This is a genomic window from Streptomyces sp. NPDC053673, from assembly GCF_055585225.1.
On sequence record NZ_JBVJKN010000002.1, the window covers coordinates 513,210 to 531,459 of the forward strand.

At 70.9% G+C, this 18,250-nt stretch carries 14 protein-coding genes and 1 pseudogene; 8 read left to right on the forward strand and 7 right to left on the reverse strand.

Annotation, left to right across the window (positions count from 1 at the left end; genetic code table 11):
* Positions 1-334: 334 nt before the first annotated feature.
* The 3 genes from ACZ6ZQ_RS05575 to ACZ6ZQ_RS05585 all read right to left on the reverse strand — a co-directional run bounded on the left by ACZ6ZQ_RS05575 (position 335) and on the right by ACZ6ZQ_RS05585 (position 4,312).
* Complete coding sequence (locus ACZ6ZQ_RS05575; RefSeq protein WP_469767245.1) at positions 335-1,948, reverse strand: sodium/solute symporter; 1,614 nt, start codon at positions 1,946-1,948, stop codon at positions 335-337.
* Entirely contained in the window at positions 1,945-2,397 is a 453-nt protein-coding gene (locus ACZ6ZQ_RS05580; RefSeq protein ID WP_469767246.1) for a DUF485 domain-containing protein, read from the reverse strand. The genes ACZ6ZQ_RS05575 and ACZ6ZQ_RS05580 overlap by 4 nt, the downstream gene beginning before the upstream one ends.
* Before the next feature lie 274 nt (positions 2,398-2,671).
* Positions 2,672-4,312, reverse strand: a complete 1,641-nt coding sequence (locus ACZ6ZQ_RS05585) for an MFS transporter (RefSeq protein WP_469767247.1) — start codon at positions 4,310-4,312, stop codon at positions 2,672-2,674.
* 357 nt (positions 4,313-4,669) lie between these two features.
* Between ACZ6ZQ_RS05585 and ACZ6ZQ_RS05590 the strand changes: the two genes are divergently transcribed.
* From ACZ6ZQ_RS05590 to ACZ6ZQ_RS05600, 3 genes are all read left to right on the forward strand, one after another.
* A complete protein-coding gene (locus ACZ6ZQ_RS05590) occupies positions 4,670-5,458 on the forward strand; it encodes an ABC transporter ATP-binding protein (RefSeq protein WP_469767248.1) in 789 nt (262 codons plus the stop codon).
* Positions 5,455-8,028 (forward strand): ABC transporter permease, encoded by a 2,574-nt coding sequence (locus ACZ6ZQ_RS05595; RefSeq protein WP_469767249.1) that lies wholly within the window; start codon positions 5,455-5,457, stop codon positions 8,026-8,028. The genes ACZ6ZQ_RS05590 and ACZ6ZQ_RS05595 overlap by 4 nt, the downstream gene beginning before the upstream one ends.
* Positions 8,029-8,289: 261 nt before the next feature.
* Positions 8,290-8,859 carry a phospholipase gene (locus ACZ6ZQ_RS05600; RefSeq protein WP_469767250.1) on the forward strand — a complete coding sequence of 190 codons (570 nt, stop codon included), beginning with the start codon at positions 8,290-8,292 and terminating at the stop codon, positions 8,857-8,859.
* 189 nt (positions 8,860-9,048) lie between these two features.
* On the opposite strand, the gene ACZ6ZQ_RS05605 is transcribed toward ACZ6ZQ_RS05600, so the two are convergent.
* Together ACZ6ZQ_RS05605 and ACZ6ZQ_RS05610 are read right to left on the reverse strand one after the other, a co-directional pair.
* Positions 9,049-9,555: a hypothetical protein gene (locus ACZ6ZQ_RS05605; RefSeq protein WP_469767251.1), complete on the reverse strand. Its 507-nt coding sequence runs from the start codon at positions 9,553-9,555 to the stop codon at positions 9,049-9,051.
* The gene (locus ACZ6ZQ_RS05610; protein ID WP_469767252.1) at positions 9,548-10,069 is read right to left on the reverse strand and encodes a SigE family RNA polymerase sigma factor; all 522 of its coding nucleotides are present in this window, start codon (positions 10,067-10,069) and stop codon (positions 9,548-9,550) included. The genes ACZ6ZQ_RS05605 and ACZ6ZQ_RS05610 overlap by 8 nt, the downstream gene beginning before the upstream one ends.
* A 215-nt stretch (positions 10,070-10,284) precedes the next feature.
* Here ACZ6ZQ_RS05610 and mfd point away from each other — a divergent pair, with 215 nt between their 5' ends.
* Positions 10,285-13,845 carry a transcription-repair coupling factor gene (gene mfd / locus ACZ6ZQ_RS05615; RefSeq protein ID WP_469767253.1) on the forward strand — a complete coding sequence of 1,187 codons (3,561 nt, stop codon included), beginning with the start codon at positions 10,285-10,287 and terminating at the stop codon, positions 13,843-13,845.
* A complete protein-coding gene (locus ACZ6ZQ_RS05620) occupies positions 13,842-14,231 on the forward strand; it encodes a cupin domain-containing protein (protein WP_469767254.1) in 390 nt (129 codons plus the stop codon). Before mfd ends, ACZ6ZQ_RS05620 begins: the two co-directional genes overlap by 4 nt.
* Before the next feature lie 162 nt (positions 14,232-14,393).
* Here ACZ6ZQ_RS05620 and ACZ6ZQ_RS05625 read toward each other — a convergent pair whose 3' ends face one another.
* The gene (locus ACZ6ZQ_RS05625; RefSeq protein ID WP_469767331.1) at positions 14,394-14,876 is read right to left on the reverse strand and encodes a TetR-like C-terminal domain-containing protein; all 483 of its coding nucleotides are present in this window, start codon (positions 14,874-14,876) and stop codon (positions 14,394-14,396) included.
* Positions 14,877-14,889: 13 nt separating this feature from the next.
* Here ACZ6ZQ_RS05625 and ACZ6ZQ_RS05630 point away from each other — a divergent pair.
* Both ACZ6ZQ_RS05630 and ACZ6ZQ_RS05635 read left to right on the forward strand, forming a co-directional pair.
* A pseudogene (locus ACZ6ZQ_RS05630) lies at positions 14,890-15,583 on the forward strand (SCO6745 family protein); the annotation flags it as partial.
* Positions 15,584-15,610: 27 nt separating this feature from the next.
* Positions 15,611-16,405 carry an HNH endonuclease family protein gene (locus ACZ6ZQ_RS05635; protein WP_469767255.1) on the forward strand — a complete coding sequence of 265 codons (795 nt, stop codon included), beginning with the start codon at positions 15,611-15,613 and terminating at the stop codon, positions 16,403-16,405.
* A gap of 277 nt (positions 16,406-16,682) precedes the next feature.
* Here ACZ6ZQ_RS05635 and ACZ6ZQ_RS05640 read toward each other — a convergent pair whose 3' ends face one another.
* The gene (locus ACZ6ZQ_RS05640) at positions 16,683-17,285 is read right to left on the reverse strand and encodes a Type-2Aa cytolytic delta-endotoxin (RefSeq protein WP_469767256.1); all 603 of its coding nucleotides are present in this window, start codon (positions 17,283-17,285) and stop codon (positions 16,683-16,685) included.
* 141 nt (positions 17,286-17,426) lie between these two features.
* Between ACZ6ZQ_RS05640 and ACZ6ZQ_RS05645 the strand changes: the two genes are divergently transcribed.
* Positions 17,427-18,191 (forward strand): N-acetyltransferase, encoded by a 765-nt coding sequence (locus tag ACZ6ZQ_RS05645; RefSeq protein ID WP_469767257.1) that lies wholly within the window; start codon positions 17,427-17,429, stop codon positions 18,189-18,191.
* Positions 18,192-18,250 lie beyond the last annotated feature (59 nt).

Sequence of the window (18,250 nt, forward strand, 5' to 3'; positions counted from 1 at the left end):
CCGCGGTACGTGCCCGGTCCTGACCCACGGAACCCGGCGTCCGCCCCGCACCCGGGGCGGACGCCGGGTCCCGCCGTCCCGGGCCCCGCGGTACGGACGGTGCTCGCGCCTCGTGCCTCCGACTCCCTTACGCCCTGCGGGCGTGGGGGACCCAGCGGGGCCTGGAAGCGTGCGGGTGCCCGTCGGCGCAGCCGGGCTGTCCGTCCTCGAACGCCGGACTGGCTTGTCGTGTGCCCGCTACCGCGGGTGGGCCCGGGGTGTCCGTCCTCGAACCGCCGGACGGGCTCTCACGGAGCCCGTCCGGCGACCGTGCCGGGGCGCGGGCGCGGCCCTGTTACCGAACGCCCTGCGACGGCGCCGGCGCGCCCGCCAGGATGGTGGGCTCGACCTCCTCGTAGCGCCGGCGTTGCGCCGCGGCTTCGCGGTGGGACAGGCGCGTGCCCAGCCAGCCCGCGAGGAAGCCTGCCGGGACCGAGACCAGGCCCGTCGTGGTGAACGGGAACCAGTTGAAGTCGTGGTCGGGGAAGACGGACTGCGGGGAGCCGGAGACCAGATTGGTGCCGGTCGTCAGGATGAGCACGGTGGCGGTGCCCACGATGAGGGTGCTGAGCAGGCCCGTACGCGTGTAGCCGCGCCAGAAGAGGCTGTAGACGAGCGCCGGGGCGACCGCGGACGCGCCGACGCAGAAGGACAGCGTGACCAGCGCCTGGAGGTTCCCGTCGCGGACGAGGGCCGCGACGGCGATCGCGACGAGGCCGACGCACGCCGCCGCACCGCGGGCCACGACCATCTCGGTCGAGTGCTTCAGTTTGGTCCTGCGCAGGCCGTGCGCGATCAGGTCGTGGGCCAGCGTGTTGGCGCAGGCGAGGGTGATCCCGGCGACCGAGGCGAGGAGGGTGAGGAAGACCGCCGTGGCCACGGCCGTGAACAGCAGACTCTCGAAAGTGGTGACGTCCGCTCCGAGGACGGCCTGGCTGACCATCAGGAGTGCTGTCTTGCCCTGCGGGTCGCCCGCGGTGAGGCCCTGGTGCCCGACGATCGCGGCCGCGCCGAAGCCGATCACGGCGAGCAGTAGGCAGGTCACGACGACGGTCGAGACCGCCCAGGACAACGAGCGGCGCACGGCGGTGGCGCTGCGCGAGGTGAACATGCGCATCGTGATGTGCGGCAGCACCGCGGCGCCGAGCACCACCGTCAGCTGCGCGCTGATCATGTCCAGTTCGCTGCCGCCGAACTGCAGTCCGGCGGTGAGGTACGCGTCTCCCAGACCGCTGCCCTTCTTGGCCGCGTCCAGCAGTGCGGGCACGCTGAAGTCGAAGCGGTTCAGGATGAGTACGGAGATGGCGGTGGCCGCGCCGAGCAGGACGACGGTCTTGACGATCTGGATGAAGGCGGTGCCCTTCATCCCGCCGATCGCCGCGTACGCGATCATCAGCACGCCGAGGAAGACGATGGACCCGGTCTTGAAGCCGTCCGCGTCGAAGCCGAGAACGATGGCGAGCAGATCGCCCGCGCCGGCGAGCTGGAAGATCACCAGCGGCAGCAGCGCGGCCAGGGTGACCGCGCACGCGGTGATCCGCACGGCGGGTCCGGGAGTGCGGCGGGTGAGGACGTCGCCCATGGTGAAGCGGCCTGCGTTCCGCAGTGGTTCGGCGAGCAGGAACATCATCAGGACCAGCGAGACCACGGTGCTCAGGGCGAGCGTCAGGCCGTCGTAGCCGACGAGCGCGATGACGCCGATGGTGGCGAGCACGGTCGACGCGGAGATGTAGTCGCCGGCGATGGCGAGGCCGCTCTGCACGGGGGAGAGCGAGCGGTAGCCGGTGTAGAACTCGCCCAGGTCGTCGCGATCGGGTCCGGTCATCACGCACAGCAGCAGCGTGACCGTGATGACGGCGATGAAGGCGACGAACGACATGGTCTGGGCGTCGGAGTCGAAGCCGGTCATGCGTGCATGCCTCCCGTCGGCTGCTGCCATCCGGCAGGCCCCGGACGACTCTGACGGCTCTGACGGGGTGCGACCGCCTCGGCCGCCTGTTCGGCGTGCTGCCGGATCGTCGCGGCGATCGGGTCGACGCGGTTGCGTGCGATCCGCTCGTACAGGGCGATCGCCGCGAGGGTCACGGGCAGGGTGAGGAGCCCCAGGAGCACTCCTGTGGTGAGGCCGCCGCTGATCTCGCCGGTCATCAGGTCCGGTGCGTAGCCGGAGAGGATGAGGAAGAGGGTGAAGTAGCCGAGCGCCGTGAGGGTCGCGACGCGGCGGAGCCTGCGGTAGCCCGAGCGGAGTCTGCCCAGATCGCCGTTCTCGGCGGGGGAGGGCGGCACCGGCGGCGGTGGTGCGTGCCAGGGCTGCCCCGCCGAGGGGGGCGGCTCGGGAAAGTAGTGGTCGTACGACATCGTGCGGCTCCTTGCGGGCCCTCGCGGACGGGCGGTGTCGCTGTGGGGGGAACCGCGAACGTTACTTGTCGGTAGAGGGTTGGCGTAAGGGGTTACCGACTGGGCGGTATGTCGTTTCGGCATCAGTCGGATCACATGTCGGTCCGCAGGTCGCGGGGTGCGGGACGCAGGTGGCCGGGCGCAGCCCGCAGGTCGCGCGCCCGGTCTCCGGGCGGCCCTTGCCCGGCCGGTGAGCAGCGCGTGCCCGCCGGCCGGTCGCCGGGGTTCGCGGCCCTCAGGACTCCGGCTTCTCCGTGATCACCGGGAACCTCCGCGGCGCCACGAACAGAAGGACGAGCAGCGCCAGTGCGGCCGCGCCCGCCGCGCCGACGTACACGTAGTCCACCGCCGTCGCCACGGCGCGCCGCAGATGGTCCTGCGGTGTGCCGTCGGCCAGGGCGTGGGCGACCGAGTCCAGATCGCCGGAGCCGCCGAGACGGTCGGTGAGCACCGCGTTGGCGAGCGCCCCGAAGAGCGCCGCGCCGACGCTCTGGCCGACCTGACGGCAGAACAGCACGGACGCGGTGGTCGTCCCGCGCTCGGCCCACGGCACGGTCGACTGGACGCCGATGAGCAGCGGCAGCTGGAAGAAGCCGAGCGCCGCGCCGAGCAGCAGCATGATCAGCGCCGGCTGCCAGGGTTCGCCCGGGTACGGCAGCAGCACCGGAAAGGCCAGCAGGATCAGCAGGGCCGCGGAGATGCCGATGACCGCCGTCCACCGGAAGCCGATGCGGTTGTAGACCCGGTTGGAGAACGCGGCGCTGACCGGCCAGCTCAGTGTCATCACGGACAGGACGAACCCGGCGGCGATCGGGCCGAGTCCGAGGACGGACTGGGCGTACGTGGGGAGGAACACGGTCGGCGCGACCATCAGCAGACCGAGTGCGCCGAGGGCCAGGTTCACCGCGGCTATGGTGCGCCGCCGCCACACCCACCCGGGGATGATCGGCTCTGCGGCCCGCCGTTCGATCAGGACCGTGACTCCCGCGCACACTGCGCTGCCCGCGAGGAGCCCGAGTGAGGGTGCGGAGGGCCAGGGCCAGGCCACCCCGCCCTGCACGAGGGCGGTGAGCAGCAGGGCGCCGGTGAGGAAGACGGCGAGGGCGCCGGGCCAGTCGACACGGGTGCGGGGGCCTCGTTCCCGTACCGGCTCCACGAGGTGACGGCCGATCAGCCAGAGGGCGACGGCCCCGACCGGCAGGTTGACGAGGAAGATCCAGCGCCAGTCGGCGTACGCGGCGAGCAGACCGCCCACCGCCGGGCCCGCGACCGCCGAGACCGCCCACACCGTGGACAGCTTGGACACGATCTTGGGGCGCTCCTTGAGCGGGTACAGATCGGCGGCGATCGTCTGGATCGTGCCCTGGAGCGCGCCGCCGCCCAGGCCCTGGATCACGCGGAAGGCGATGAGCGACGCCATGTTCCAGGCGGCCGCGCACAGCAGGGAGCCGACCAGGAAGAGGGCGATGCCCGCGATCAGGACGGGCTTGCGGCCGAAGGTGTCGGAGAGCTTTCCGTACACGGGGAGGGTGACCGTCACGGCGAGCAGATAGCCGGAGAACAGCCAGGAGAAGACGGAGAGCCCGCCCAGGTCGCCGACGATCTGCGGTACGGCGGTCGAGACGATCGTGCCGTCCAGGGCGGCCAGTGCCATGCCGAGCATCAGTGCGGCGACGACCGGTCCGCGGCGGCCGGTCGCGGATGCCGCGGATGCCGCGGGTGCCGCGGGTGCCGCGGGTGCCGCCCCCGCGGCCGCCCTGCCCCTGCCTGTGCCGGTAGGTCCGTCCCCCGTGCCGGTACGTCCCTCCCCGGTGCCCGTACTTCCCTCGTCCCTGCCCGTATGGCCTCCGCCCGGGCCCGTGTCGCCCCCGCTCATCAAAATCCCTTCCCTATGCACGTATCTCCGCCGGACACACCCTCTCACTAGCTCCTCCTGCGGCGGGAGGGGTCGGCCGGCACGGGGACGCGCGTAGGCCCGGGGGAGGAGACCCCTAGGGGGACCTCCCTACTTCTGCCCAGGGGTCGTTCGTCCCCCTGGAGGACGAGAGGCGCAGGGGCCCTTCTTTAGCTTGGTCTTACGCGGCGGACCGGACTTCACCGGCCGCCGTGGGGTGGGGAAAACCCCCGCTCAAGACTGTGCCGCGCCCCAGCGCGGCGGGACCGTTCCCGCCGCCAGACTCGAACCGCACGCGGCGCGCTCATCGCTGCTCTTCACCGAAACAGGAGACTTACCGTGACAACGGCTGTGACCATTCCCCGGCACGGGGGTACCGGAGGACGTACGGCCGTCGCCGCACGAGCGCGGCAGGTCGTCAAGGCCTACGGCTCCGGCGAGACGCGGGTCGTCGCGCTCGACCACGTCGACGTGGACATCATGCGCGGGCAGTTCACCGCGATCATGGGTCCGTCGGGCTCCGGCAAATCCACGCTCATGCACTGCCTGGCCGGACTCGACACCGTGAGCTCGGGCGAGATACACCTCGACGAGACCGAGATCACCCGGCTCAAGGACAAGAAGCTCACCCAGCTGCGCCGGGACCGGATCGGCTTCATCTTCCAGGCGTTCAACCTGCTGCCGACGCTCAACGCCATCGAGAACATCACGCTGCCGATGGACATCGCCGGCCGTAAGCCGGACGCCGGCTGGCTGAACCGGGTGGTGGAGACCGTCGGCCTCGCGGACCGGCTGAAGCACCGGCCCACCCAGCTCTCCGGCGGCCAGCAGCAGCGTGTCGCCGTGGCCCGCGCCCTGGCCGCCCGGCCCGAGATCATCTTCGGTGACGAGCCGACCGGAAACCTGGACTCGCGGGCCGGCGCCGAAGTGCTCGGCTTCCTGCGCAGGTCCGTCGACGAGCTCGGCCAGACCATCGTCATGGTCACCCACGACCCGGTGGCGGCCTCGTACGCCGACCGCGTCCTCTACCTCGCCGACGGCCGGATCGTGGACGAGATGTTCAACCCCACCGCGGACCAGGTCCTGGACCGCATGAAGGACTTCGACGCCCGCGGGCGGACGTCGTGACCGTCCTCAAGACCTCCCTGCGCAATTTCTTCGCCCACAAGGGACGCATGGCGCTCTCCGCCGTGGCCGTCCTGCTGTCGGTGGCGTTCGTGTCCGGCACGCTCGTCTTCACCGACACCATGAACACGACGTTCGACAAGCTCTTCGCGGCGACCGCGTCGGACGTCACGGTCAGCCCCAAGAACGCGGCGACGGACGACGAGATGCCGGAGACCGGCGTGCCCGAGACGCTGCCCGCGTCTCTCGTCACGAAGGTGGAGAAGGCCGAGGGCGTGAAGTCCGCCGAAGGCGCCGTCGTCTCCATGAGCGTGACCGTCGTCGACGCGGACAACAAGAACATGGGCTCCTCCACCGGCGCCCCGACGATCGCCGGCAACTGGACGCGGAACGACCTGCGTTCGATGGAGATCACCTCCGGCCACGCCCCGCGGGGCCCCACCGAGGTGATGGTCGACGCCGACACCGCCGAGAAGCACGGGCTGAAGCTCGGTGACGAGCTGCGCACCATCGCCGTCACCGGTGATCTCACGGCGAAGATCTCCGGCATCGCCTCCTTCAAGGTCACCAACCCGGGTGCGGCCGTCGTCTACTTCGACACCGCCACCGCCCAGCGCGAACTCCTCGGCAAGGCCGGTGCGTTCACTCATGTCGCCGTCACCGCGGCGCCCGGCATCAGCCACGAGCAGCTGAAGAAGAACGTGGCCGCGGCCGTCGAGGGGCCGTACAAGTTCCAGACCCAGCAGGAGGCGGCGGACGCCGGCCGTGAGGACATCGGCAGCTTCCTCGACGTCATGAAGTACGCGATGCTCGGCTTCGCCGGGATCGCCGTCCTCGTCGGCATCTTCCTCATCGTCAACACCTTCTCGATGCTGGTCGCCCAGCGCACCCGGGAGATCGGGCTGATGCGGGCCATCGGATCGAGCCGGAGGCAGATCAACCGCTCGGTGCTCGTCGAGGCGGTGCTGCTCGGCCTCGTCGGCTCCGTCGCCGGTGTCGCCGCCGGTGTCGGCCTCGCCGTCGGGCTGATGGAGCTCATGTCCTCGATGGGCATGGAACTGTCCACCCAGGACCTGACCGTGAAGTGGACGACCCCGGCGATCGGCCTCGTGCTCGGAGTCGTCGTCACCGTACTCGCCGCCTACATCCCGGCCCGCCGGGCCGGGAAGGTCTCGCCGATGGCCGCGCTGCGCGAGGCCGGCACACCGGCGGACGGCAGGGCAGGACTCGTCCGCGGCGTGGTCGGTGTGCTCCTCACCGGTGCGGGGGCGTTCGCGCTGTGGACCGCCACCCGGGCCGACAAGGCCGGCGAGGGTTCGAGCTGGCTCGGGCTCGGCGTCGTCCTCAGCCTCATCGGCTTCATCGTCGTCGGCCCGCTGCTCGCGGGCGGTGTGGTCCGGGTCATCAGCGCGCTCGTCCTGCGGATCTTCGGTCCGGTCGGGCGGATGGCCGAACGCAACGCCCTGCGCAACCCGCGCCGCACCGGCGCCACCGGCGCCGCCCTGATGATCGGACTCGCCCTGGTCGCCTGTCTGTCGGTGGTCGGCTCGTCCATGGTCGCCTCGGCGACGGAGGAGCTCGACAAGTCCGTCGGCGCCGACTTCATCGTCCAGTCGACCAACAACCAGGCGATCGTGCCGAAGGTGCAGCAAGCCCTGGAGAAGGCCCCGCACATCAGCCACGTCACCGAGTACAAGCAGTTCAGGACCAAGCTCACCACCCCGGACGGCAAGACCGAGGAGGAGCGGATCGTCGCCGCCGATCCGACGTACGCGCAGGATGTGCGCCGTGAGACCGTCGCGGGCGAGCTCTCGGCGGCGTACGGGAAGAACGCCATGTCCGTCGGCGACGGCTACGCCGAGCGGCACGGGGTGAAGGTCGGCGACGAGATCACGGTCGCCTTCACGGGCGGCGAGACGGCCAGGCTGAAGGTGGCCGCGATCACCTCCGACGACACCAATGTCGACAAGGGCGCGATGTACACCGGCATCGCGACCGCCGCGCAGTACGTCCCCGCCCCGAAGATGCCCAAGAACCGGATCATGTTCGCCTCGGCCGAGGACGGCAAGGAGAAGGAGGCGTACGCCTCGCTGAAGGCTGCGGTCGCCAAGTACCCGCAGTACAAGGTGCAGAACCAGACCGACTTCAAGCAGGACCTGAAGGACCAGGTCGGTCAGCTCCTGAACATCGTGTACGGGCTGCTGGCGCTTGCGATCATCGTGGCGGTCCTGGGCGTCGTGAACACCCTCGCCCTGTCGGTGGTCGAGCGCACCAGGGAGATCGGCCTGATGCGGGCGATCGGCCTGTCGCGGAGGCAGCTGCGCCGCATGATCCGTCTGGAGTCGGTGGTCATCGCCCTCTTCGGCGCCCTGCTCGGTCTCGGCCTGGGCATGGGCTGGGGCACGGCGGCGCAGAGGCTGCTGGCCCTGGAAGGCCTCGGCGTTCTGGAGATCCCCTGGCCGACGATCCTCACGGTCTTCGTCGGATCGGCGTTCGTGGGACTGTTCGCGGCTTTGGTCCCGGCCTTCCGGGCGGGCCGGATGAACGTGCTGAATGCCATCGCCACGGAATAGCGGCGGTGGTGACCGGGCCCCTGTGAGCACCTCGTGCCCACAGGGGCCCGTTGCGTTCCGTCTCCCTTCGGGAAAGGGAGTTGATGCTTCCGAGTTGCTCCGGCCATCGGAATCCGAGCTTTTCCTGAGGGTGCGTTCCAGGCTTCCGGAAGATCCTCAAAACCCCTTCTCTGTACGAATCTTGTGCGCTAATTTTCTTCCCGGAGCCGGCGGGTCCCGACCAGTTCGCCGGTCATTCGCAAATCGGGGAAAGGTTTACATGTGAATAAGGTTCAGGCTGCTTTCACCGGCGCTGTACTGGCCGGCGTCGTCGGCTTCGCCTCGGTGACTCCTGCGGTTGCTGCGCCCGCGCCCGCGGACGTGAAGACGGCGGACGTGACGACCGTGACCGGGTCTTCCGTCTCGCCGGAGGGAGAAGTCACCCCGCGTGTCGGGCATCAGGTGCGGCTCAACAAGCTCCGTGCCCTGACCGGCAAGGAGCAGTCCTCCCAGACGGAGTGGTTCAAGTACCTCGACCTCTACCAGCAGGGCTCGAACTACTACCGCTTCGAGTGGTCGACCGACGGCTGCTCCAACGTGACCTCCAAGCCGCTCGGATTCAATTTCTACTCCGCGTGCTGGCGGCACGACTTCGGCTACCGCAACCACAAGAAGCTGCGGGTGTTCAGCTCGGCGAACAAGCTGCGTATCGACCAGGCGTTCCTGAACGACATGAACCGGGTGTGCAATACCCAGTGGGGTCCCTACACGTCCGCGCAGCGCAAGGCCTGCCGTGGCGTCGCCACGAAGTACTACCAGGCGGTCAGGACCTTCGGCGAACTCCGCCCGTAGTCGTCCCGTAGCCTGGAAGCCAGGCCGGCCCGGCCCCGGGTGCGCACCTCCAGCGCACCCGGGGCCGGGCCATTCACGGGCGGCGCTCCAGGGGTACGTGCCCGCCCACGGCGGCCCTGACGGTGCAACGGGCCTCCGGGTGCAGCTGTTTCGCCCAGGGCGTGTTGCGGTCGCTCCCGCGGTACGTGGTCAGCGCTCGCCGGGGGTGGGGGAGCCGGTGGCGTAACCCGGCGGCGGGGCGCTGGGACTGACGGACCGACCGCCGTTCCACGGTGGCGTCGTGGGAGGCGCGGACGGCGTCGCCGGGGGCGGGACCGAGAACGACGGCGGCGCCGTCGGGGACACCGACGTGGGCGGCACGGTCGGGGTGGGGGGTGCGGGGGGCGCGGTCGGGGAGCCACTCGGGCTGCCCGGGGACGGCGCCGGGGACCTCCCGTTGCCCGAGTCGACGGGCACGGGCGGCGCGGCCGGAGCCGTGGGGCCGTCCGAGGTCAGCTGTACCGCGGCGACCGTGGCACCGCCCGCCAGCACGCACACCGCGCACGCGGCCGCCACGGCGGCCCTGCGGGCTCTGCGGCGCGCGCCCAGGGCGGATACGTGGGCGGCCGCGGCGGGCACGGCCCGGGCCCCGCCCGCCGCGGCCGCCCGCTTGAGTGCCGCCGACAGCGGGGCTTCCTGCTCGTCGAAGTCAGACACCGTGCTCCTCCGGCATGATCGACTCGATCGGGTCGATCGAATCGTCGAGATGGGGCGCGAGTGCGGCCCTCGCGCGGGACAGATGCGACTTCACGGTTCCGGCGGCTATGCCCGTCTCGGCCGCCACCTGCTCCACCGGCAGATCGCAGACGTAGTGCAGGACGGCCACCCGCCGCTGCCGCTCGGACAGCCGCCGCAGCGCCGCGACCAGCGCCACCGTGCCGGGATCCGGCTCCGGCGCGGCCGGAACCCGGCCCTCCTGATGCCGCCGCCAGGCCTCCGCCGACCGCCCGCGGCGACGCCACCGGCTGACCGCGAGCCGCCAGGCGACCGTCCTGATCCAGGCCTCGGGTCCGGCGTCGCGGCGCAGCTTCGAGCGCCGCCCCCAGGCCCGTACGAACGCCTCCTGGACGACGTCCTGCGCCTCATGGAGGTCCCCGGTCATCAGGTACACCTGCCCGACCAGCCGTTTCACGGAAAGCGCGTAGAACTCCTCGAACTCCTCGGTGGTCACTTCGCGGCTCCGTAGTACTGGTCGGCGGTGAGATCTCACGCGGTATACGCACCGGGGCAGCGCCCCGGTTTACCCGCGCACCGAAAATCCCGGCGGTTTACCCTGGAGACCCCCGGCCCTCCCCTGGTCTTCGACATGGGGGACCCCAGACGTGTCGGGCGGTTCGCGTTGCCCACCCCCTGCTCGCCCCCTCGGACTCCGGACGGAACCCCTTCATGAGCCTGCACGGTCTGCTCGACGCCGTCGTCAAGGACCCCGCCCTCGCCGAAGCGGTCCAAGCGGCCACGGACGGTAACCGGACGTATGTCGACCTGGTCGGCCCGCCGGCCGCGCGGCCCTTCGCGGTGGCCGCGCTGGCCCGGGAGGCCGGGCGGCCGGTGCTCGCCGTGACCGCGACCGGACGTGAGGCCGAGGATCTCGCGGCGGCGCTGCGCTCGCTGCTCGACCCGGACACGGTCGTCGAGTACCCGTCGTGGGAGACCCTGCCGCACGAGCGGCTCTCCCCCCGCTCCGACACCGTGGGCCGGCGGCTCGCCGTGCTGCGCCGCCTCGCCCACCCCAGCCAGGACGACCCCACCGCCGGTCCGGTCAGCGTCGTCGTCGCGCCCGTACGGTCCGTGCTGCAGCCGCAGGTGAAGGGCCTCGGGGACCTGGAGCCGGTAGCGCTGCGCACCGGACAGACCGCCGATCTGGAAGAGGTCGTGGACGGGCTCGCGGCCGCCGCGTACTCACGGGTGGAGCTGGTCGAGAAGCGCGGTGAGTTCGCGGTGCGCGGCGGCATACTCGATGTGTTCCCGCCGACCGAGGAGCATCCGCTCCGGATCGAGTTCTGGGGCGACGACGTCGAGGAGATCCGTTACTTCAAGGTCGCCGACCAGCGCTCCCTGGAGGTCGCCGAACACGGTCTGTGGGCGCCGCCGTGCCGTGAGCTGCTGCTCACGGACGAAGTACGGGAGCGGGCGGCGGCCCTCGCCGAAGCCCACCCCGAGCTCGGCGAACTGCTCGGCAGGATCGCCGAGGGCATCGCGGTCGAGGGCATGGAGTCCCTCGCCCCCGTCCTCGTGGACGACATGGAGCTGCTGCTCGACGCCCTCCCGGCGGGCTCGATGGCCGTGGTGTGCGACCCGGAGCGGGTGCGCACGCGGGCGGCGGATCTCGTCGCGACGAGTCAGGAGTTCCTGCAGGCCTCCTGGGCGGCGAGCGCGGGCGGGGGCAAGGCCCCGATCGACGTCGGCGCGGCCTCGCTGTGGGGCATCGCGGACATCCGGGACCGGGCGCGCGAGCTCGGGATGATGTGGTGGTCGGTGTCGCCGTTCGCGGCCGACGAGGCTCTGACGTCCGACGCCGACGCGGCGGGCGACCCCGACACGCTGAAGCTGGGCATGCACGCGCCGGAGATGTACCGCGGCGACACCGCCCGCGCCCTCGCCGACACCAAGGGCTGGCTCGCGGACGGCTGGCGCACGGTCTTCGTGACCGAGGGACACGGCCCCGCGGCCCGCACCGTCGAGGTCCTCGGCGGCGAGGGCATCGCGGCGCGTCTCGATGCCGATCTGGACGCGATCTCCCCGTCCGTCGTCCACGTCGCCACCGGCTCCATCGACTACGGCTTCATCGACCCCGGCCTCAGGATCGCCGTCCTGACCGAGACCGACCTGACCGGCCAGAAGGCCGCGGGCAAGGACGGCGCCCGGATGCCGACCCGGCGCCGCAAGCAGATCGACCCGCTCACCCTGGAGGTCGGCGACTACATCGTGCACGAGCAGCACGGCGTGGGCCGCTACCTGGAGATGGTGCAGCGCACCGTCCAGGGCGCGACCCGCGAGTATCTGCTCGTCGAGTACGCCCCGGCCAAGCGCGGCCAGCCCGGCGACCGCCTGTACATCCCCACCGACCAGCTGGAGCAGGTCACCAAGTACGTGGGCGGTGAGGCGCCGACGCTGCACCGGCTCGGCGGCGCGGACTGGACGAAGACGAAGGCGCGCGCGAAGAAGGCGGTCAAGGAGATCGCCGCGGATCTGATCAAGCTGTACAGCGCCCGGATGGCGGCGCCCGGCCACGCCTTCGGCACGGACACCCCCTGGCAGCGCGAACTTGAGGACGCCTTCCCGTACGTGGAGACGCCCGACCAGCTGTCGACCATCGCCGAGGTGAAGGAGGACATGGAGAAGTCGGTCCCCATGGACCGGCTGATCTGCGGCGACGTCGGCTACGGAAAGACGGAGATCGCGGTACGGGCGGCCTTCAAGGCCGTTCAGGACGGCAAGCAGGTCGCGGTCCTCGTCCCCACGACGCTGCTGGTCCAGCAGCACTACGGCACCTTCTCCGAGCGGTACTCCCAATTCCCGGTCGTGACCCGGGCGTTGTCCCGTTTCCAGTCCGACACGGAGGCGAAGGCGACGCTGGAGGGGCTGCGGGACGGTTCGGTCGACATCGTCATCGGCACGCACCGCCTCTTCTCCTCCGAGACCACGTTCAAGGACCTGGGCCTGGTCATCGTGGACGAGGAGCAGCGGTTCGGTGTCGAGCACAAGGAGCAGCTGAAGAAGCTCCGCGCGAACGTCGACGTCCTCACCATGTCCGCCACCCCCATCCCGCGTACGCTCGAAATGGCGGTCACCGGCATCCGCGAGATGTCCACGATCACGACGCCCCCGGAGGAGCGGCACCCGGTCCTCACCTTCGTCGGTCCGTACGAGGAGAAGCAGCTCGGCGCTGCCATCCGCCGTGAACTGCTGCGCGAGGGCCAGGTCTTCTACATCCACAACCGGGTGGAGTCGATCGACCGGGCCGCGGCCCGGCTGCGCGACATCGTGCCCGAGGCCCGCATCGCGACCGCCCACGGCCAGATGCCCGAGTCGCAACTCGAGCAGGTCGTGGTGGACTTCTGGGAGAAGAAGTTCGACGTGCTCGTCTCGACCACGATCGTCGAGTCCGGCATCGACATCTCCAACGCGAACACCCTGATCGTGGAGCGCGGCGACAACTTCGGTCTCTCGCAGCTGCACCAGCTGCGCGGCCGTGTGGGCCGTGGCCGCGAGCGCGGCTACGCCTATTTCCTCTACCCGCCGGAGAAGCCGCTCACCGAGACCGCCCACGAGCGGCTCGCGACGATCGCCCAGCACACCGAGATGGGCGCGGGCATGTATGTCGCGATGAAGGACCTGGAGATCCGCGGCGCGGGCAATCTGCTCGGCGGCGAGCAGTCGGGCCATATCGCGGGCGTCGGCTTCGACCTGTACATCCGCATGGTGGGCGAGGCGGTCGCCGACTACCGCGCCGCGGTCGAGGGCGGCGTGTCCCCGGACGAGCAGCCCCCGCTCGAGGTCAAGATCGAGCTTCCCGTCGACGCGCACGTCCCGCACGACTACGCGCCGGGCGAGCGGCTGCGCCTGCAGGCCTACCGGGCGATCGCGTCCGCCAACTCGGAGGAGGACATCAGGGCCGTACGGGAGGAGCTCACCGACCGCTACGGCAAGCTGCCGGAGCCGGTCGAGAACCTGCTGCTGGTGGCCGGTCTGCGGATGCTCGCACGGGCGTGCGGGGTCGGCGAGATCGTCCTCCAGGGTCCGAACATCCGCTTCGCGCCGGTGGAGTTGAGGGAGTCGCAGGAGCTGCGGCTGAAGCGGCTCCATCCGCGCTCGGTCATCAAGCCGGCGGTGCACCAGGTGCTGGTGCCGCGCCCGACGACGGGCAAGATCGGCGGCAAGCCGGTGGTGGGCCGGGAGCTGCTCGCGTGGACGGGCGAGTTCCTGACGACGATCCTGGGGTCATGACGACACGCTTCAGCACGATGAGGGTCGACGAGGCAGCAGAAGTCACGGCACCGGACGGTGCGGCGGTGCGGCCGCTGTGCGTTCTGCCGGGGGCCGCGAGTTTCGCGCAGTTCGAACTCGCGCCGGGGCAGGTGTCCAAGGCGGTGTCCCACGCCACCGTCCAGGAGGTCTGGTACGTCATATCCGGAGGCGGTGAGATGTGGCGGAGCCAGGACGGCCGTGAGGAGATCACCTCGCTCGGGTCCGGCATCTGTCTGACCATTCCCCTGGGCACGTCGTTCCAGTTCAGGGCCGGGCAGGACGGACTGCGAGTCGTTGCGGCAACGGTCCCGCCATGGCCGTCGGACAGCCCGGACGAGGCCAGGCCGGAACAGGGCCGCTGGTGACATCGTCCTGCGGGCCGTTCGACGCCGGCTGAAGCGCCCACCACCGTGCGCGGCGGCGCCGCTGAGGCATGCGGATGAGGGCTCCCGCTCTGCCTCCGTGAGCCCGAACGTCGGGCCGCGGGGGTCGACCGTCGGGCCGCGGGGGTCGACCGCCCGGCCCCGTCATCCGGATGTTCTCGCGCGCCGCCCCTCCGGACCGAACATGGTCCGGGTCAGCGACCGGAAGGTCTCCTCTGCGTCCCGCCCGTCCAGCGGGCCGTCCAGGTTGTGGGAGAGCAGCAGCGTCGCGAAGCCGTGCGCCATCGACCAGGCCGCGATGAAGCCGGTGGCCGGGTCGTCGCCGTAGCCCTCCACCGCCGCACGGAGCCGGTTCCGCGTCCGCTCGCGCGCCGCGCGGAGCTCCTGGTCGTCGGGACGCAGGAGTTCCGGGCGGAACATGACCTGGAAGTGCGCCGGGTGCGCGGTGGCGAAGCGTACGTACCGGACGCCCAGGTCGCGCAGGTCCTTCGCCTCGCCGAGGGTGGCGGACAGGAGGCCGTAGCCCTCGGCCGCGATGGCGGTGAGCAGGCCCGCGCGGTCCTTGAAGTGGTGCGCGGGCGCGGCATGGGAGACGCCCGCGCGGCGGGCCAGGTCGCGCAGGGACAGGGCCGCCGGCCCTTCGGCAGCGCTCGGCTACGACACCGGCGAGCGCTGGCCGAGCTACTTCGCCCTGCGGGCGGCGCCCCTCGGCGCCCCCGGCGCCCGTCAGGTGGCTTCCGCGTTCTACAGCTTCAGCCCGCGCAAGATCGCCGAGCACATCCCCGCCGCCTGGGACGTCGCCGCACCGGACAGGGTGCTGGCGGCCCGGACGCGCGGCGTCGACCGGGCGTACCGCACGCTCATCGGTGACCGGACGGGCGGTCCCGATCTCGCCGAGGCCGCCGTGCTCGCCCGCCGGGCGGCCGAGGCCGTGCACACCGAGGGCCGCCCGCTCGCCGCCGCCAATGCCGCGCTGCCCTGGCCCGAGGAGCCGCACCTCGTGCTGTGGCAGGCCGCGACGATCCTGCGCGAGCACCGCGGCGCCGGCCGAGGTCTTCACCAGTCGCGGCTGGAGTGGGCACGAGTGGGCCGCCGCCCGTGAACGGCTCGTCGCACGGGGGCTGCTGGACGCCGACGGCGCCGCGACCGACGCGGGCCGCGCCCTGCGCGCCGAGGTCGAGCGCCGCACCGACGAACTGGCCGCCGCCCCCTGGCAGGCGCTCGGCGCCGAGGACACCGCCCGGCTCGCCGACCTCCTCGGCCCGCTCTGGCTTGAGGTCGTCGGCTCAGGAATGCTGCCCCGCGAGACCACGCTCGGCATCGGCAAGGTCTGACGCCACCCAGGGCCCTACGATCCTTGCGTGCCCGACTCGATACGTACGCCGCGCGCCGTCCTGACCGCCGTCGCCCTGGTCTCCGCCCTCCTCACAGGCTGCACACCGGGCGACGGTGGCGGCGACTCTCCGGGCCACGGCAACGCCCGTGGCCCGTCTGCCGGTCGCGCGGTCAGCCCGCTCGACAACCCGGAGGGTACGAAGCCGGGTCTCTCGCCGCTCGCGTCCGAGACGGACAGGGCAGCGGCCAGGAAGCTGATCGAGGCGGTGGCGACGAAGGGCCGCGGCCCGAAAACGGGGTACTCGCGACGGGAGTTCGGGTACGCGTGGATGGACACGGCCGACGGTGTCCCCCTCGCGAGGAACGGGTGTGACACTCGAAACGATCTCATTCGTCGCGATGGTCAGAAGCTTCGTTTCCGAACCGGCTCCGACTGTGTGGTCACCGCCATGACACTGCACGACCCGTACACCGGGACGACCATCGAGTGGCGCAAGCAGCAGGCCTCCGAGGTGCAGATAGACCACGTGGTGCCGCTGTCGTACAGCTGGCAGATGGGTTCGTCGCGCTGGCCGAAGAGCAAGCGCGAGCAGCTCGCCAACGACGTGCTCAATCTGATCCCGGTCCAGGGCCGGGCCAATTCTGCCAAGGGTGATTCCGGACCGGCGTCATGGCTACCTCCGGACAAGCGGATCAGGTGCTCCTACGTGGTCCGCTTCGCACAGGTTGCCCTCAAGTACGACCTCGCGGTGACGACGGCGGACAAGGCGATGATGCTGAAGCAGTGCGAAGAGGTGACGCGGGGCGGGGAGTCTAACTGATCATTTCAGAATGAGGTTCTGAGTCGTCGCAGACCCACGGCTGCCGGCTCGGCTGGCCCGAACAGTGGCGGGCCGCACTGCGCTCGTTGAGGCGCCACCCGGTGGCCGATGTACGGGACAGGGCGCTGGCGGTGACCGTCCAGCACGAATGAGATGGGATGCGAAGGGGAGTGGGCGCCGCTCGACCCGTTGCCGGTGGACGGACCGGCCAACAGCGCCAGGAGCGACTCGGGACCCGCTGCTCAGGGCGGGGACCCCAGGGCCCGCAGGACGGGCGTCAGGCCGCGGACCGCAGGTCCTGACGCACGGTCATCGCGTTGAGGCGGATCGTGTACGGCGCGGTGTCCTCGACGCTCAGGGAGCGGACCTTGCCCTTCTCCAGCGCGAAGGTCACATCGATGCAGAACGCCATGGCGTAGAGGAAGCCCTCGGTCTCCTCGCCCTGCAGTGCGAACAGCAGGTTGTAGAAGTAGCTCGTGCTGCCGTCCCCGCTGTCCTGGCGGAAGGCGAAGTGCGGTGCGTCCTCCTGTTCGTCCAGGCCGGTGAAGGCGCGGGTGAGCGCGTGCTCGACCTTCTCCCAGAAGGCCGGATTGGTGAACGGTTGTGAGAGTGCCTGGCGTACGGACTCCTTGAGCGACAGGACGATGACGGAGACCGGTGTCGTCTCCTGGAGGCCGAACGCGGGGACGATCTTGACGAGGGAAGTGGCGGGGAGAGTGCCCGCCGCCTTCCGTACGTTCCCGAAGTCGAAGGCCCCGGCGGCCGGATCGATCGCCCGATGGAACGTGTCCTCGATCGCCTGCACCTGGTCCGTGCAGGACGGTTCCACTTCGGCGACCCTCCTGAATCTGCTCTTCCCCATGATGGGCAGGTCGGCCATGCGTGCTCCTCGATGTGTCAGCGGTGATCACTCAGGTCGGAGCCAGTATGGCCAGGGCCGAAAGCGCTTGGGGGGACGGGCGGTCCGTCGCTGGTGCCCCTCCCGGCAAACATTTCCGGTCGCGGCAGTAGCCTGCGCCGCATGGACACGGACCGTACCCCGGAACTGACGATCACCACCCTCGCCGAGCGCCCCGAACTGCGGGACCCCATGTGGCGGATGCTCGACACCTGGCCGGAGTTCATCCTGGCCGACCCCGTGGGCTGGGCGAACATGGGCCGCATCGTCGCCGAGCTGCCCGAGTTCGTCCTGGTTGCGACCGACCCCGAAGGCGTCGTCGTGGCCCGGGGGTTCAGTGTGCCGTTCGAGCTGGACGTGGACGGGCGGCGGGAGCTGCCGGACACCGGCTGGGACCAGGCGCTGCTGTGGGCCTTCCACGACCTGCGGCACGGCCGGACGCCGGACACCGTGAGCGCGATCGAGATCACCGTGACGTCGGGCATGCTGGGCCGCGGGATCTCCGCGCGGATGGTCGCAGCGATGCGGGACAACGCCCGCGCGCGCGGTTTCAAGGAGCTCGTCGCCCCGATCCGGCCGAGCGCCAAGAACCTCGAGCCGGAGGCGCCGATGGCCGAGTACGCCTTCCGTACCCGCGACGCGGACGGGCTTCCGCACGACCCGTGGCTGCGCGTGCATGTCCGCGCGGGCGCCACGATCGAGGCGGTCGCCCCGGCCTCCATGACGGTCTCCGGCTCCCTGGAGCAGTGGCGCGGATGGACCGGGCTGCCGTTCGACACGGACGGGCCGGTGATAGTGCCCGGAGCCCTGGTCCCGGTGCAGTGCTCCACCCGGCACGGGTACGCCGTGTACGTCGAGCCCAATGTGTGGGTGCGGCACCAGCTCTGACGTACGGGTCGAGGCGCCCCGGGGCGGACGGCATGCAGGAGGGGATGTACCGTACGGCT

Bases quoted from the DNA above. Each gene is read 5' to 3' on its own strand.
- ACZ6ZQ_RS05575 (WP_469767245.1), bottom strand. From the start codon at position 1,948: ATGACCGGCTTCGACTCCGACGCCCAGACCATGTCGTTCGTCGCCTTC.
- ACZ6ZQ_RS05580 (WP_469767246.1), bottom strand. From the start codon at position 2,397: ATGTCGTACGACCACTACTTTCCCGAGCCGCCCCCCTCGGCGGGGCAG.
- ACZ6ZQ_RS05585 (WP_469767247.1), bottom strand. From the start codon at position 4,312: ATGAGCGGGGGCGACACGGGCCCGGGCGGAGGCCATACGGGCAGGGAC.
- mfd (WP_469767253.1), top strand. From the start codon at position 10,285: ATGAGCCTGCACGGTCTGCTCGACGCCGTCGTCAAGGACCCCGCCCTC.
- ACZ6ZQ_RS05620 (WP_469767254.1), top strand. From the start codon at position 13,842: ATGACGACACGCTTCAGCACGATGAGGGTCGACGAGGCAGCAGAAGTC.
- ACZ6ZQ_RS05640 (WP_469767256.1), bottom strand. From the start codon at position 17,285: ATGGCCGACCTGCCCATCATGGGGAAGAGCAGATTCAGGAGGGTCGCC.
- ACZ6ZQ_RS05645 (WP_469767257.1), top strand. From the start codon at position 17,427: ATGGACACGGACCGTACCCCGGAACTGACGATCACCACCCTCGCCGAG.